The organism is Halorubrum tropicale, from assembly GCF_001280455.1.
GTDB lineage: Archaea > Halobacteriota > Halobacteria > Halobacteriales > Haloferacaceae > Halorubrum > Halorubrum tropicale.
Genome location: NZ_LIST01000002.1, coordinates 529,514 through 542,953 on the forward strand (window position 1 = coordinate 529,514; position 13,440 = coordinate 542,953).

At 70.6% G+C, this 13,440-nt stretch carries 15 protein-coding genes and 1 rRNA gene; 9 read left to right on the forward strand and 7 right to left on the reverse strand.

The window, feature by feature from the left end; genetic code table 11:
* The first annotated feature begins 63 nt into the window (after nucleotides 1-63).
* Nucleotides 64-1,554 (forward strand): 4-alpha-glucanotransferase, encoded by a 1,491-nt coding sequence (malQ, locus tag AMR74_RS07705; RefSeq protein ID WP_053771471.1) that lies wholly within the window; start codon nucleotides 64-66, stop codon nucleotides 1,552-1,554.
* Between the two features lie 3 nt (nucleotides 1,555-1,557).
* A complete protein-coding gene (locus AMR74_RS07710) occupies nucleotides 1,558-2,586 on the forward strand; it encodes a sodium:calcium antiporter (protein ID WP_053771472.1) in 1,029 nt (342 codons plus the stop codon).
* 48 nt (nucleotides 2,587-2,634) lie between these two features.
* On the opposite strand, the gene AMR74_RS07715 is transcribed toward AMR74_RS07710, so the two are convergent.
* Complete coding sequence (locus AMR74_RS07715; RefSeq protein WP_053771473.1) at nucleotides 2,635-2,847, reverse strand: PLDc N-terminal domain-containing protein; 213 nt, start codon at nucleotides 2,845-2,847, stop codon at nucleotides 2,635-2,637.
* Between the two features lie 88 nt (nucleotides 2,848-2,935).
* Here AMR74_RS07715 and AMR74_RS07720 point away from each other — a divergent pair, with 88 nt between their 5' ends.
* From AMR74_RS07720 to AMR74_RS07740, 5 genes are all read left to right on the forward strand, one after another.
* Nucleotides 2,936-3,268 (forward strand): hypothetical protein, encoded by a 333-nt coding sequence (locus AMR74_RS07720; protein ID WP_053771474.1) that lies wholly within the window; start codon nucleotides 2,936-2,938, stop codon nucleotides 3,266-3,268.
* An 87-nt stretch (nucleotides 3,269-3,355) separates the two neighbouring features.
* The gene (locus AMR74_RS07725; RefSeq protein WP_053771475.1) at nucleotides 3,356-4,669 is read left to right on the forward strand and encodes a Zn-dependent hydrolase; all 1,314 of its coding nucleotides are present in this window, start codon (nucleotides 3,356-3,358) and stop codon (nucleotides 4,667-4,669) included.
* Between the two features lie 314 nt (nucleotides 4,670-4,983).
* Complete coding sequence (locus AMR74_RS07730; RefSeq protein WP_053771476.1) at nucleotides 4,984-6,039, forward strand: transcription initiation factor IIB; 1,056 nt, start codon at nucleotides 4,984-4,986, stop codon at nucleotides 6,037-6,039.
* A gap of 124 nt (nucleotides 6,040-6,163) precedes the next feature.
* A complete protein-coding gene (locus tag AMR74_RS07735) occupies nucleotides 6,164-6,343 on the forward strand; it encodes a DUF7836 family putative zinc-binding protein (protein ID WP_053771477.1) in 180 nt (59 codons plus the stop codon).
* Nucleotides 6,344-6,579: 236 nt separating this feature from the next.
* The gene (locus AMR74_RS07740; RefSeq protein ID WP_004598519.1) at nucleotides 6,580-6,813 is read left to right on the forward strand and encodes a UPF0058 family protein; all 234 of its coding nucleotides are present in this window, start codon (nucleotides 6,580-6,582) and stop codon (nucleotides 6,811-6,813) included.
* A 118-nt stretch (nucleotides 6,814-6,931) separates the two neighbouring features.
* Here AMR74_RS07740 and AMR74_RS07745 read toward each other — a convergent pair whose 3' ends face one another.
* Together AMR74_RS07745 and AMR74_RS07750 are read right to left on the reverse strand one after the other, a co-directional pair.
* On the reverse strand, nucleotides 6,932-7,372 hold the full coding sequence (locus tag AMR74_RS07745) for a DUF555 domain-containing protein (RefSeq protein WP_053771478.1): 441 nt from the start codon (nucleotides 7,370-7,372) through the stop codon (nucleotides 6,932-6,934).
* A gap of 140 nt (nucleotides 7,373-7,512) precedes the next feature.
* Nucleotides 7,513-8,439, reverse strand: coding sequence for a DNA-3-methyladenine glycosylase family protein (locus tag AMR74_RS07750; RefSeq protein ID WP_053771479.1), 927 nt, complete (start codon nucleotides 8,437-8,439; stop codon nucleotides 7,513-7,515).
* Nucleotides 8,440-8,532: 93 nt separating this feature from the next.
* Here AMR74_RS07750 and AMR74_RS07755 point away from each other — a divergent pair, with 93 nt between their 5' ends.
* The gene (locus AMR74_RS07755) at nucleotides 8,533-9,033 is read left to right on the forward strand and encodes an SRPBCC family protein (protein WP_053771480.1); all 501 of its coding nucleotides are present in this window, start codon (nucleotides 8,533-8,535) and stop codon (nucleotides 9,031-9,033) included.
* A 70-nt stretch (nucleotides 9,034-9,103) separates the two neighbouring features.
* Here AMR74_RS07755 and AMR74_RS07760 read toward each other — a convergent pair whose 3' ends face one another.
* Both AMR74_RS07760 and AMR74_RS07765 read right to left on the reverse strand, forming a co-directional pair.
* Nucleotides 9,104-10,678, reverse strand: coding sequence for a sensor histidine kinase (locus tag AMR74_RS07760; protein WP_053771481.1), 1,575 nt, complete (start codon nucleotides 10,676-10,678; stop codon nucleotides 9,104-9,106).
* Nucleotides 10,679-10,738: 60 nt separating this feature from the next.
* Nucleotides 10,739-11,626 (reverse strand): DMT family transporter, encoded by an 888-nt coding sequence (locus AMR74_RS07765; protein ID WP_053771508.1) that lies wholly within the window; start codon nucleotides 11,624-11,626, stop codon nucleotides 10,739-10,741.
* A 124-nt stretch (nucleotides 11,627-11,750) separates the two neighbouring features.
* Here AMR74_RS07765 and AMR74_RS07770 point away from each other — a divergent pair, with 124 nt between their 5' ends.
* Complete coding sequence (locus AMR74_RS07770) at nucleotides 11,751-12,053, forward strand: hypothetical protein (RefSeq protein ID WP_053771482.1); 303 nt, start codon at nucleotides 11,751-11,753, stop codon at nucleotides 12,051-12,053.
* Between the two features lie 24 nt (nucleotides 12,054-12,077).
* Here the strand turns inward: AMR74_RS07770 and AMR74_RS07775 are convergent, their stop codons facing one another.
* Both AMR74_RS07775 and rrf read right to left on the reverse strand, forming a co-directional pair.
* A complete protein-coding gene (locus AMR74_RS07775; RefSeq protein WP_233561614.1) occupies nucleotides 12,078-12,911 on the reverse strand; it encodes a hypothetical protein in 834 nt (277 codons plus the stop codon).
* A gap of 268 nt (nucleotides 12,912-13,179) precedes the next feature.
* Nucleotides 13,180-13,301 (reverse strand): 5S ribosomal RNA (gene rrf / locus AMR74_RS07780).
* Nucleotides 13,302-13,440 lie beyond the last annotated feature (139 nt).

Sequence of the window (13,440 nt, forward strand, 5' to 3'; positions counted from 1 at the left end):
GACCGTCCGGGCGAGCCCCGCCCGGTCACAACGCTTGAGTCGGTGGGGATCGCAGGGGGTCGTATGCGATTCGACCGCTCCGACGCCGTCTTCTGTCACGTCACCTCGCTGCCGGGGGCGTACGGGATCGGCGACCTCGGCGAGGGCGCGCGCGACTTCCTCTCGTTCCTCGGCGAGGCCGGCGTCGACCACTGGCAGATCTGTCCGTTCGGGCCGACGCTCTCCGTTGCCGGGGAGTCGCCGTACCAGTCGCCGTCGGCGTTCGCCGGCAACCCGCTGTTCGTCGACCCCGACGGGCTCGTCGCGGACGGGTGGCTCGACGAGAGTGACCTCGAACCGGTGCCCGACTTCCCGACCGGCCGCGTCGACTACGACGCGGTCCGCGAGTACAAGCTCCCGCTGTTGCGGACCGGCTTCGGTCGGTTCGAGGAGCGGGCGACCGAGGCGGACCGCGCCGCCCTCGACGAGTTCCGCGAGCGCGAGCCGTGGCTCGCCGACTACGCGCTGTTCCGCGCGCTCTCCGACGCGCGCCCGGAGGACGTCTGGACCGACTGGCCCGCCCCGCTGCGGACGCGCGACCCCGAGGCGCTGGCCGACGCGCGCGACGAGCACGCCCGGGAGATCCGGTTCCGGGAGTTCGTCCAGTGGACGTTCGACCGCCAGTGGCGCGACCTGCGGGCGGTCGCGGCCGATGAGGGGGTGTCGATCGTCGGCGACGTGCCCATCTACGTCGCGCTCGACTCCGCCGACGTGTGGGCGAGCCCGGAGGCGTTCCGGCTCGACGAGGGGAACCGCCCGACGGCGGTCGCGGGCGTCCCGCCCAACGCGGGCGACGACGGGCAGCGGTGGGGGAACCCGCTGTACGACTGGGAGCACCTCGCCGAGTCGGGGTACGACTGGTGGCTCGACCGGTTCCGTCGGCTGTTCGAGCTCGCGGACGTGGCGCGGCTCGACCACTTCCTCGGGTTCGCGAAGTACTGGGCGATCCCGGCCGACAGCGACGACCCCGCGGACGGCGAGTGGCGCGACGGGCCGGGGCGCGACCTGTTCGAGACGGTGGAGCGCGAACTGGGCGAGGCCCCCTTCATCGCGGAGGACCTCGGATTCGAGGAGCCGGCGATGGAGGAGCTGATGGCGGAGTTCGGCTTCCCGGGAATGCGCGTCCCGCAGTACGCCGACTGGTGTGCGGAGGGGAACCAGTACCAGCCGATGCACTACGGCGAGGGCGTCGTCGGCTACACCTCGACGCACGACACGGACACCTGGGTCGGCTACTTCGAGGACCTCCCGGCCGAGCAGCGCGACTGCTTCCGGTACAACGTCGGGTCCGAGCCCGGGGAGTCGCCCGAGTGGGCGATCATCGACGCTGTGTGGGGGTCGGACGCGATCCTCGCGGTGACGACGCTCCAGGACCTGCTCGGGCTCGGCAGCGACGCGCGGTTCAACGAGCCCGGCACGATGGCCGGCAACTGGGAGTGGCGCGTCACCCGCGACGCGCTCGACGACGAGACAGCGGCCCGGCTCCGGGAGCTGGGCGGGCGACACGTCCGGTAGCCCGTGACGGGGATCCTCCCCGACGCGCCGGTCGTCCACGTCCTCGTGATCGCCGCGGCGACCGGGCTGATCTGGGTCGGGAGCGGCTGGCTGGAGGAGGCCGCCGAGACCCTCGCCGGCTACTACGGGCTGCCGGCCGTCGTGCAGGGGTCGGTCGTGGTCGCGGTCGGGTCGAGCTTCCCGGAACTCGTGAGCGTGCTCGTCACCGCTTTCACCGGCGTCTTCGACATGGGCGTCGGGGCGCTCGTCGGGTCGGCCATCTTCAACGTCCTCGTGATCCCCGCGGTCGCCGGCCTCGGGACAGAGTCGGACCTGGAGGCCAACCGGGCGATCGTGTACAAGGAGGCGCAGTTCTACATGCTCGCCGTCTCGGCGCTGGTCGTGACGTTCGCGCTCGCGGTCATCTACTTCCCGGTGTCGACGGAGCCGATCGTCGGCGAGCTGCCGCGCTCGCTCGCGGCCATCCCGCTCGGGCTGTACGTGCTCTACCTGTTCATCCAGTATCAAGACGTCGACGACGCGGCGGCGGAGCGCGTGCGCGACGGGGTCGACCTCCGGCGGGAGTGGGCGAAGCTGGCGGCCGGCCTCGGGCTCATCGTCGTCACGGTCGAGCGGCTCGTCGCGTCGGTCGAGTCGCTCGGCGCCACCTTCGGCGTCCCGGAGTTCCTCGCCGGCGTCACGGTCGTCGCGGCGGCGACGAGCCTGCCGGACGCGCTGGTGAGCGTCCGGACGGCGCGCGACGACCGCGGCGCGACGAGCCTCGGCAACGTCCTCGGGTCCAACACCTTCGACCTGCTCGTCGCGATCCCGCTCGGCGTGCTGATCGTCGGCGCGGTCGAGGTGAACTTCTCGACGGCGGTGCCGATGTTCGGCGTCCTGACGGCCGCGACCGTCCTCCTGTTCGTGACGCTTCGGACGGAGCTCGCGCTCGGGGAGCGCGAGTCGTACGCGCTGCTCGCGGCCTACGCGCTGTTCGTCGCGTGGGTCGTCGCCGAGACGGTCGGTGCGACGAGCGTGCTGAAGGGCGTGTGAGGTCCGGCGCGGGCGGTCACGCGACGACCGTCGCCGGACGGCGATGCCTCAGTAGGAGTTCCGGCCGATGATGAGGTACAGCAGGAGGCCGAGGATCGGCGCGAAGAACACCACGAGCGCCCAGAGCACGGGCGGGTGATCGCTCCGCGACTGCGCGTCCGAGTACGTCCACACGATCATCGCCAGGTGGACGACGAGGAACACGAGGCTGATCAGCAGGGCGATCCCGGCGGCCGCACCCTGGAGGAGCAACGGGGACATGCCATCTTATCTACGAACGGGCCCCGACAAGTGCTTTCGGATCCGCGCCCGGCGAAACCGCTTTTCGCGTCGAGTGCGAACGGTTCGCATGGTGAACGCGGTGCGCGCGCTCGGCGCCGCGATCGAGTGCCTCGGCGTCGGCGTCCTGCTCGCGCGGTGGCGAGCGGCCGGCGACGAGGTCCGGGCCGGCCCGTTCGCGGTCGGCTTCGCGGCCGGCTACCTCTATCGGCATTCGCGGACGATCGCCGGCTGTCGGCGGCTCCGGGGCGGACCGGGGCGGACCGTCGGCGTCGCGCTGGCGTGGGCGGCGCTTGGGGTCGCCGTCGCGCGCTCGCTCGACGGCCCGGCGGCGAAGCGCTCGTTCGCCGCCGGTCTCGGAGCGGGGTCGGCGGGCTACTGGCTCGCGCGGCGGAACGAGTGACGGCGCGGCGCCGGCGACGAGCGGTCGTGCCGCCGAGCGCCCGGCCGGAGCCCGAACCGTTTTGATCCCGCGGGACCCGGTGCCGGTATGAACCTCCCAGTCGACGCGGACCGGCTCCGCGCGGACATCGAGGCGAACGCGGCGTTCGGCCGGGTCGAGACGGACGACGCCGACGCGCACGCCCGAACGAACCGAACGGGGACCGAGGCCAACCGGGAGGCCCGGGACCGGCTGGTCGCGCGCCTCCGCGACGCCGGCCTCGACGTGACCGTCGACGCCGTCGGGAACGTCCTCGGGACCTGGACTCCCGAGAACGCCGACCCGGGCGCCGCCCCGGTCGTCTCGGGGAGCCACCTCGACAGCGTCCCGGAGGGCGGCATCTTCGACGGGCCGCTCGGGGTGTACGCCGCGCTGGAGGCCGTCCGCGCGATGCGCGACGAGGGCGTCGAGCCGGACCGGCCGGTCGGGGTCGTGAGCTTCACCGAGGAGGAGGGCGGCACCTTCGGCAACGGGCTGTTGGGATCGACCGTCGCGACCGACGAGCTACCCCTCGACGAGGCGCTCGCGCTGTCGGACGGCGACGGGGAGACGCTCGGCGAGGCGCTCGACCGGATCGGCTACCGCGGCGGGGACGCGGTCGACGCCGCCACGCCGACCGACGCGGAGGGCGCGCCGACGACGGTAGACCCCGCGTCGTGGGGGGCGTTCTACGAGCTCCACGTCGAGCAGGACACGACGCTGGAGGCGGCGGGCGCGGCGGCCGGGGTCGTGACGACGATCACCGGGATCACCCACTGCGAGGCGACGATCGACGGGGAGGCGAACCACGCGGGCGCGACCCCGATGGACGAGCGGACGGACGCGCTGGCGGCTGCGAGCGAGTTCGTCTCGGACGTCGAGCGCGCCGCGAACGAGATCGTGGAGTCGTCGTCGCCCTCGGCGGTCGGTACGGTCGGGTCGCTGTCGGTCGCGCCGAACGCGACGAACGTGGTCCCCGGGCGCGTCGAGGCGGGCGTCGACGTGCGCGACGTGGAGGCCGAGTCGATGGAGTCGATCGTCGACGCCGCGCGCGGGTCGCTGGCGCGGCTGGAGCGCGAGCGCGGAGTCGAGACGGCGTTCGAGCGCCCGTTCGACGTGGCGCCGACGCCGATGAGCGACCGCCTCCGCGAGGCCGCCCACGAGGCCGCCGACGCCGCGGACCGCGAGGCGGTCGACCTCCACTCCGGCGCCGCCCACGACGCGATGCGGGTGGCGCGCGTCGCGGACGCGTCGCTGCTGTTCGCCCCGTCGCGCGACGGGATCTCGCACAACCCGCGCGAGTGGACCGACTGGGCCGACTGCGCCGCCGCGACCGAGGTGCTCGCCGGGGCGATGGCGCGCGTCGCCGCCGGCGACCCGTGACGGCCGCAGGCGAGGGCGACGCGCGCGAGCGCCCCGGCACAGCCGCTTTATTTGTCGGACACCCCGGCCCGGAGCGGTCCGAGAGTGAAGTATATATACGATCGCGCGGCCCGAACGGCGGTCCGGGCGTCGTCGCGATCGGACCGTCAAGGCCGCCCTGACGGCCGTTTTCCTCCTCCAGAGGCGAATTTCGTCTTTCGCCCGCTATCGTCAATATCGACATATTTATATGTTCTCACTACTAACTACATGTTAACAGACTGGCGATTGCGGACCTCGCTGTATTTTCGTCGGGGGATCGTCGGAGCAAGCCCATGACAGAGACATACACCTACAGCGACGGCGGCACGGAACGGGACCGACTCGCGGACCGAGGCGACGCGCCCGCGTCCGGCGAGCGCACCCGGACGAGGGACGCGGCGGGAGCGGAGTCGACGAGCGTCGACGAGCGCACGGAGAACGAGCGCGAGCGGATCACCACCTGTCCGGAGTGCGACGGCCGGCTCGCCACGGACACGGAACACGGTGAGACGGTCTGTAGCGACTGCGGGCTCGTCGTCGAGGAGGACTCGGTCGACCGCGGGCCGGAGTGGCGCGCGTTCAACTCCGGCGAGCGCGACAGCAAGTCGCGGGTGGGGGCCCCGACGACGAACATGATGCACGACAAGGGGCTCTCGACGAACATCGGCTGGCAGGACAAAGACGCCTACGGCAAGTCGCTCTCGGGCCGACAGCGGCGCCGGATGCAGCGACTGCGGACCTGGAACGAGCGCTTCCGCACCCGCGACTCCAAGGAGCGCAACCTCAAGCAGGCGCTCGGCGAGATCGACCGGATGGCGAGCGCCCTCGGGCTCCCGGACACCGTCCGCGAGACCGCCTCCGTCGTCTACCGCCGGGCGCTGAGCGAGAACCTGCTTCCGGGCCGTTCGATCGAGGGCGTCGCCACCGCCTCGCTGTACGCCGCCGCACGGCAGGTGGGGAACCCCCGGAGCCTCGACGAGTTCACCGCGGTCTCGCGGGTCGAGAAGATGGAGCTCACCCGGACGTACCGCTACGTCGTCCGCGAGCTCGGACTGCGCGTCCAACCCGCTGACCCGACGAGCTACGTCCCCCGGTTCGTCTCGCGGCTCGACCTCTCGGAGGAGACCGAGCGGCGCGCGCGCGAACTGCTCGACGACGCCGCGAACGCGGGGATCACCAGCGGCAAGTCGCCGGTCGGCCTCGCCGCGGCCGCCGTCTACGCCGCGGCACTGCTGTCGAACGAGAAGGTGACCCAGAGCCAGGTGTCCGACGTCGCCGACGTCTCGGAGGTCACCATCAGGAACCGGTACAAGGAGCTGCTCGACGCGAGCGGAACCGCGAGCGCCTGAGCGGGCGATGCGGTCGTAACCGATCGCGGGGTCGGCCCGTCGAATCGGCCGCGGGACCGACCCGCCGACCGTCGCGGATCGCCTGCCACACACGTTTTTAACGCGGCCGCCTGTACTGGATGACATGGTTGACGCGTTCGTCAGACTCGTCTGTCCGGAGTGCGGCAAGGAGTGGCAGGACAATCCCGCCGAGCTTCAGGATCTGCGGTCCAACTTCACCTGTTCGGCGTGTCACGCGACGCGCCGCCTGACGGAGTTCATGCGGACGGAACGCGACCTCGAGGCCGTCAAGCAGTTCCAGTAGCGCACGCCGGCGCGACGGCCGGCCCGCGATGCCGATCCTTCCGGTCGCCCGGTGACCGACCGCGTAGCGACGCCCGTCGCTCGCGAGCCGGCGACCGCTCCGGACGGTCGCAAACGATCCTGATAGATCTATCGAGAATCCACTTCTCCGCCCCGCTACTCGCGAAATACGCGAACAGCATGGTAACGTGACTCAAGATAATAATATAAACCTCCGGTAGCAAAGGACTGGTACTCATGAAGAAGCAGGAGCTCATCCATCTTCACGGTCTCCTCGCGGAGGTACGAAAACAGTGCGAGTTCTGGGACGACGACGTCGACCTCGAAGCCTACGAGGAACTGGGCGTCAAGCCGACATCGATTCACAAGTCGAAGACCGACCACAAAGCCGCCGTTTTCAAGCTGACCGAAGGAATCACCGAGCCGATGGAGTCGTCCGAATCGGAGCCGCTGGCCCCGACGGCCGACTGAACCGTCTACTGCGCGCCGCTCCTCGCCGACCGACCGTTCACCGATCAGCGACGCCGCCGTCCGTCGTCCCGTGTCGTTCTCGCCCGCGGACCGGCGGTGTCCGAACCGCTCTCGGGGCTCAGCGACCGTCAGCCGGCCCGTCGTCGCCGGGATCGAGTTCGCCGTCTTCCGACTCCGGCGTTCCTTCAGCCGTCGGGGAGTCCTCCGGACGGTCGCTCTCTTCGGGGGCTATCTCAGTCACCGAGAGCACTTTCAGCGGAATGTTACGGAGCCGCTTGCCGATCTCCTTGCGCGCGACGCGGCTGGCGTGTTCGTCGCGGTCGACGTTGAACACGTCCATCCGGAGTTCGAGGGCGACGAGCGCCTCGTCGGCCGCGACGAACGCCGGGTCGAGCTGCTCGCCGCTGGGCGACGTCCGCGTGCCGGTGTCGATCTCGACGTAGTTGAGGTCCGGGTTGAGCATCTCGCCGGTCTTCGAGATGGCGATCCGGACCGCCTCGTCGGGGGTCTCCACGTCGTACACCGGGACCGCGGCCTCGACGACGACTCGACAGTCCATCACGGCCGAGCGTACCACGCGAACGAGTATCAAACTTCGGCCGGGACCGCCTCTCGGCGGCCGACGCGGTCGGCGAGCGGGCGTCTCGCGGCCGCTCGTTCCCGCGGAGACGCCGGCGTCCGCGGACGCGGGCCCGTCGGTCACTCCCCGCCGGCGCGGAGGTAGTAGAACACGTACGTCTGCGCGTAGCCGGCGAACTCGCCGCCGAACCGCTCGCGGATCGCGCGGGAGGTCGCCGCGTAGCTCCCGCGGTCGCAGTCGGGGTAGTACTCCTCGATGGTCGTGCGGATCCAGGTGTCGAGCGGCACCGCTTCGAGGAAGCCTAGCGAGAACAACAGCACGCAGTCGGCGACCTTGTTCCCGACGCCGACGAACCGCGTGAGCGACTCCCGCGCCTCCTCATAGGGGAGGTCGGCCGCAGCCAGGGGATCGGCCTCGCCGCTCGCGACCATCTCCGCGGTGCGCTGGACGTACGGCGCCCGATAGCCCAGAGAGAGGTCGCGGAGCTCCTCTTCGGTGCGCGCGGCCAGCTGATCCGGCGTCGGGAACGCCCGGTACGTCTCGTCGCCGAGCGCGACCGCGTCGCCGTACGTCTCCCGGAGCCGCCGCTGCATCCCGTGGATCCGCGCGACCCGCATCTGCGCCGAGCAGATGAACGAGATCAGACAGGGGAATACCGGGTCGCGGGTCAGTCGCATCCCCTCGTAGGCGTCGTAGGCCCGTTCCAGCAGCGGGAGGTCGGGCGTCGCGTCCAAGATCGCGTCGAGGTCGTCGTCGAGCCGGAGCAGGTGCGTCAACAGCGGCTCGGCGTCTGTCGAGGCCTCCCAGCGGAGCCGCCCGTCGTGGACGCCGCCCTCCTGTCTGACCCGGACCGCGACGCGTTCCTCCGTCACGCCGGGAATCGGGTCGACGACGGTCTCGTACCACGCGTCGCCGCCGTGGGCGTGAAGCTCGTCGTAGGTCTCGCCGTCCGCGCGGTTCCAGAGGTAGCTCTGTCCGCTCTCCAGGGTCGCCTGGAGATCGAACGGTCCAGCCAGATCGCCGACGTCGATCGCCCCGCGTTCCATCGTCTCGTCTCACGCCGCGCGCGGGCATGCGGGTTTCGGTCCCAGAACCGCCGCCGAGGACGGCTTTTTGTCCGCCCGCACCATACCGCGGGTATGCCGACGTACAGGCGGACGACTCGGGTGCCGGCCCCGATCGAAGACGTGTGGGATTTTCACTCCACGGTCGACGGACTGCGAGAACTCACCCCGGACTGGATGCGTCTCGGCGTCGACAGCGTCGCGGGGGCGGACGGGTCGCCCGACCCCGAGGTCCTCGTCGCGGGCTCGGAGATCGAGATGTCGGTCCGCCCGTTCGGGGCCGGACCGCGACAGCGGTGGACCTCGCGGATCGCCGAGCGCGAGCCCGACGGCACGGCGTCCCCGGAGCGCTCCGCCCGGTTCGTCGACGTGATGGAAGGCGGTCCGTTCCGACGGTGGGAACACACCCACGCGTTCTACGCCGACGGCGACGAGACGCTCCTCGTCGACACGGTCGCCTATCGGCTGCCGCTCGGCCCGCTGGGCGACGCGGTCGGGCCGCTGGCGAAGGTTGGATTCGAGGGGATGTTCCGCGATCGGCACCGCCGAACCGTCGAACGGTTCGCCGAGGAGTGAGCCGCTCGCCGAAAACTGAGAGTCCGACGAACGTTGACCGGGTCGCGGCGACGACGACGCCGACCGAACGTTACGGCGCCGCGACCCGCGTCGCGTCCGTGTCGAAGGTGAGTTCGAAGACCGCGCCGCCGTCGTTCCGGACATCGATGTCCCACTCGTGCGCCTCGACGATCCGGTCGACGATCGCCAGGCCGATCCCGGAGCTGTCGGCCGAGGAGACGCCCGAGTCGAACACCGTATCGACGAGTCCGACCGGGATGCCGGGCCCGTCGTCAGCGACGTACATCCCGCCGACATCGCCGCCGTCGGTGAGCGGACCGATCTCTATCGAGACCTCCGGACCGCCGTGGTCGATCGCGTTCCGGAAGAGGTTCTCAAGCGCCTGCCGGAGCCGGCTCGGGTCTGCCTCGACGCGCCCGATTTCGTCGGCGATCGTGAGCGTCGCCTTCGGCGCGCGCACCGAGTCCCAGGCGTCCTCGGCGACGGCCGCGACCGGCACCGGCTCCGTGTCGCCGATCGCCTCGCCGCGACGCGCGAGCATGAGCAGGTCGTCGATCAGCGTCTCCATGCGGTCGACCGCGCCGCTCATGGCGTCGTACCGCGACGACGTGAGTTCGTCCTCGGAGAGCGACAGGTAGCCGGAGAGCACGTTCAGCGGGTTCCGGAGGTCGTGCGAGACGACCGCGCTGAACTGTTCCAGCTGTTCCGCCTGCCTGCGGAGCGCTTCTCGGCGGTCGTTGCGCGCGATCGTGTGCGCGATCAGGTCGCCGAGGGTTCGGTACAGGCTCACCTCTTCGTCCGTCCAGACGCGGCAGTCGTCAGACTCGAACGCGACGATGCCGCTGAGCTCCCAGTCGACGACGAGCGGGACGTGGACCGTCGCCGCCGGCCCGGCGAGGCCCGCGTCGTCGTTACCCTCCGAGTCGTCCTCGGCCGGAGAGGATCCGCGTGCGACGTTGCCGAAGGTCGATAGCAGGTCCGGGTCCGGGAAGTCGTCGAACGGCCTCGGCGCCGGGTCGAACCCCTCGGGACACCAGTCGTAGGCGGGGACGAACTCGCCGTCCTCCTCGCGGTAACAGACGATCCGATCGAGTTCGGCGTGTTCGCCGACGTTCTCCATCGTCCACTCGATCTTCGTGCCGACCTCGTCGGTGCGCGTGCTCATGAGCGTCGTCCCGGCGTCGAGCAACACCTCGGAGAGCCGGGCGACGCCGTCGCCTCCGAGCGTGACGCGGTCAGGGCTCATCTGCCCCCGGATCCGCTCCGCGAGCGGGTCGACCGCGTCCCCCCCGACGTGACGGCCGCGGTCGTCGGCCTCGACCACGTCGTCCACGTCGGCCGCCAGCAGTGTTCGGATCGTCGCCGTCGACGCGTCCTCGACGAGCGCGATCACCGGCACGTGGGACGGGAGCGCGACGAGTCTCTCCGTGACGACGTCGTCCGCCACGGCCGAGGCGGTGACGACGACCCCGCACGTGTCTTTCAGCGGCTCCTCGCCGCCTCGGTCCTCGCCGAAGTCAGTGGGAGCGAGCGTCCGAAGGGACGGGCCGCCCGCGCCGTTCCACGCGGCCTCGACCGAACGGGCCACGCGTTCGCTGGCGCTCTCGTCGTCGCCAACGAACGCGACGACCGTTCGCCGGTCCATACTTTACCCACCGGTTCGGCGGTCTTGAACGTTCACCCCAAAATATCGGCGCTGAAAACGCTACGACGAGTTCGTCGTCGCGGTGACGTAGATACCAACGAGGACCACGCAGCCGCCGGCGACCGTCGCCGGGGTGGGCGTCTCCGACAGCAGCGCGGCCGCGAGCAGCGTCGCGCCGACCGGCTCACCGAGCAAGGAGACGGACACGACGCTCGACTCCAAGTGCGCGAGCGCCCAGTTGAGGACCGTGTGGCCGAGGAACCCCGGTCCGACCGCGAGCCCGACGAACAGGAGCCACTCCCGGGCGGGGTACCCCGTCAGCGGGTGGCCGGCGGCGAGCACGAACGCGAGCAGGACCACCACGCAGACGCCGTACACGACGGTGACGTAGGGGACCAGCGAGATCCGCTGCCGCAGCGAGCGACCGGCCAGCACGTACCCCGCCGCGGCGACGGCACCGGCCAGCGCCAACGCGTTGCCGTACAGCGGGCGAGCCCCGACCGCCACGCCCCCCAGAAAGTCGCCGAGCGACATCGACGCCATCCCCGCCACGGCGACCGCGATGCCCGCGGCCATCTGCCGCGTGACACGCTCGCGCAACAGCAGCCACGCGCCGACCGCGACGAACACCGGCTGCGCCTGAACGAGCGTCACGCTCGCGGCGACGCTCGTCCACCGGAGACTCTCGAACCAGGCCGCGAAGTGGATCGCGAGCGCGACGCCGGACAGCACCGCGAACGCGAGGTCGCGCGACCGGATCCGGCCGAACTCCCCGCGGTACCGCCACGCCGCCACCGAGGCCAACGGGAGGGTCGTGAACAGCACTCGGTAGAACGCGGCGACCGAGCTCGGCGCGTCGCTCAGGCGGACGAGGATCGCGCCTGCGCTCACCGCGACGACCGCCGCCGCGAGCCCCGCCCTCGGCGACACCGCTGGCGTCGAACTCATCGAGTCTTCGACCATTCGAGCGGGGAGTGCTTACCGGTTTCGAGAGTCGAGCGTGCGAGTCGGCGCGGTCGCCGTCATGTCCGCCGCCGACGGTGATTTCACCCCCCGTCGCGAACGACCGTCCATGTGTGCGGACACGTTCGGCGTCGGCATTCGCGTCGCCGAGACGGAGCTCCGGGTCGTCGTCGGCGTCCCCTCCGACATCGACGCCGGGTGGACCGACCCCGAGGCGTTCCAGTCGCTCGTCGCGGAGGCCGTCTGGGACCGGCTCGACAGGCGCCGGACGCTGGCGGCGGTCGACGCCCGGTACGACACCGGTGAGACCGCCGCCCTCGGAAGCGTGACGCTGGAGCCCGACGGCACCGTCGTTGAGACCGACCTCAGACGCATCGCGGAGACCGACGAGCGGGACGAAACCGGCGGCTGACACACCGAGCCGGGAGGCGACGTCTCACTCCTCGACGTCGTCCGCTTCGAGCGCCGCGCCGATCGCCGACGTCCGATCCGGCCGGTACGCGGTGAGGTCGTACCGGGTCGGTCCCACCGTGTCTCCCCACGTTTCCAGCGCGCCGAGCGTGACCAACCCCGACAGGGTCGCCCCCAGCGTCCGCGGCGTCGTCTCCGGGTCGGTCAGCGCGGCGTGGACCTGCTTCGACTGCGGGTAGTTCCGGTCGCACGCCTCGATACCGCGCTTGGCCTCTGCCCAGTGACGACGGACGTACCCGAAGGTGGTGGGGTCGTCGCGCGAGAGCCGTTCAACCGCCGCCGTCGCGGTCGCGTCAGCGTCGACGAGGGCGTCGAGGCGTGACAGTAACTCGGCGGAGCACTCGGCGGAACAGCCGAGCAGGACGCGGTTCGCCTCGTCGGCGAAGCGCTCACGGAGACGGTCCGCGAACCCGACCGCGACGTCGACGCCCTCCCGCGCGGCGACGGGCGCGAGGTCGTCGACCAACAGGTCGACCGTCCCCTCGGGAACGCCGTCGAGGTGATCGCCAACGGCGTCGAGCACGCGCTCCCCATCGGCGTCGCGGCCGAGCACCGTGTACGCGAGCCCGTTGTTCGGTACCACCTGCGTCGACGCGGTGGCCCCGCTCCGAGCGATGTCGTTCACGTCCACCGCCGCCTCCCGTGCCGGCGGCCCCGCTACGGTCCGACTCCAGCCCCTCCGCCACGCCTCGACGTCGGTGCCGAACAACACGGAGACGACACGGTCCGAAGCGACGCCGTCGCGAAGCGACGGCTCGTCGCCGCAGCACAGTCGAACCGCGTCGTCCGACCCGCCCATGTTACATTGACTTCAGCGACAGAAGTGATAAACTTACGGACGAAAGTATTAGTACTGATACGGTTCCGCCGAGACAATCTTCGACTCAGCTCCTGGACGGCGAAGTCGCTGACGGACGGTACCCTGACTCAGCCGCCTCGATGGACGCCAACCACACCATCGAGTCAGTGTCCACCGAATCGGACGCGTCGCTGTCACTCGTTGGATATGAAGAAAGCCCACGGACGCGTTGTCCGTGGGCTGTAGTGGGAGTATTCCCGTATGAGTGGGCAGGCGGCGACTCGTGGTTCCCAGAGGATCGCTCACTCCAGTACTTCACGATACGCTGGTAGGCTTAACTTCCGTGTTCGGAATGGGTACGGGTGTTTCCCTACCGCTCTGGCCGCCTTCATGCCGACTCTCGGACTCGAACCGAGACGCTCTATGAGCGACGCCTGTGTCGGTCGTGGTTCGAAACAACCGTGTATACGTGCGATCCAGATACCGCCTGAACTCATGCGAGTTCGTGGCGCGTCAGCGCCAATGAATG

What these genes read in the sequence shown, in the direction of transcription:
- AMR74_RS07730 (WP_053771476.1), top strand. Translation starts at nt 4,984, where the DNA reads ATGACAGAGACATACACCTACAGCGACGGCGGCACGGAACGGGACCGA.
- AMR74_RS07750 (WP_053771479.1), bottom strand. Translation starts at nt 8,439, where the DNA reads ATGGAACGCGGGGCGATCGACGTCGGCGATCTGGCTGGACCGTTCGAT.
- AMR74_RS07775 (WP_233561614.1), bottom strand. Translation starts at nt 12,911, where the DNA reads ATGGGCGGGTCGGACGACGCGGTTCGACTGTGCTGCGGCGACGAGCCG.
- AMR74_RS07720 (WP_053771474.1), top strand. Translation starts at nt 2,936, where the DNA reads ATGGTGAACGCGGTGCGCGCGCTCGGCGCCGCGATCGAGTGCCTCGGC.
- AMR74_RS07765 (WP_053771508.1), bottom strand. Translation starts at nt 11,626, where the DNA reads ATGAGTTCGACGCCAGCGGTGTCGCCGAGGGCGGGGCTCGCGGCGGCG.
- AMR74_RS07745 (WP_053771478.1), bottom strand. Translation starts at nt 7,372, where the DNA reads ATGGACTGTCGAGTCGTCGTCGAGGCCGCGGTCCCGGTGTACGACGTG.
- AMR74_RS07770 (WP_053771482.1), top strand. Translation starts at nt 11,751, where the DNA reads ATGTGTGCGGACACGTTCGGCGTCGGCATTCGCGTCGCCGAGACGGAG.
- AMR74_RS07715 (WP_053771473.1), bottom strand. Translation starts at nt 2,847, where the DNA reads ATGTCCCCGTTGCTCCTCCAGGGTGCGGCCGCCGGGATCGCCCTGCTG.
- AMR74_RS07725 (WP_053771475.1), top strand. Translation starts at nt 3,356, where the DNA reads ATGAACCTCCCAGTCGACGCGGACCGGCTCCGCGCGGACATCGAGGCG.
- AMR74_RS07760 (WP_053771481.1), bottom strand. Translation starts at nt 10,678, where the DNA reads ATGGACCGGCGAACGGTCGTCGCGTTCGTTGGCGACGACGAGAGCGCC.
- AMR74_RS07740 (WP_004598519.1), top strand. Translation starts at nt 6,580, where the DNA reads ATGAAGAAGCAGGAGCTCATCCATCTTCACGGTCTCCTCGCGGAGGTA.
- malQ (WP_053771471.1), top strand. Translation starts at nt 64, where the DNA reads ATGCGATTCGACCGCTCCGACGCCGTCTTCTGTCACGTCACCTCGCTG.
- AMR74_RS07735 (WP_053771477.1), top strand. Translation starts at nt 6,164, where the DNA reads ATGGTTGACGCGTTCGTCAGACTCGTCTGTCCGGAGTGCGGCAAGGAG.
- AMR74_RS07755 (WP_053771480.1), top strand. Translation starts at nt 8,533, where the DNA reads ATGCCGACGTACAGGCGGACGACTCGGGTGCCGGCCCCGATCGAAGAC.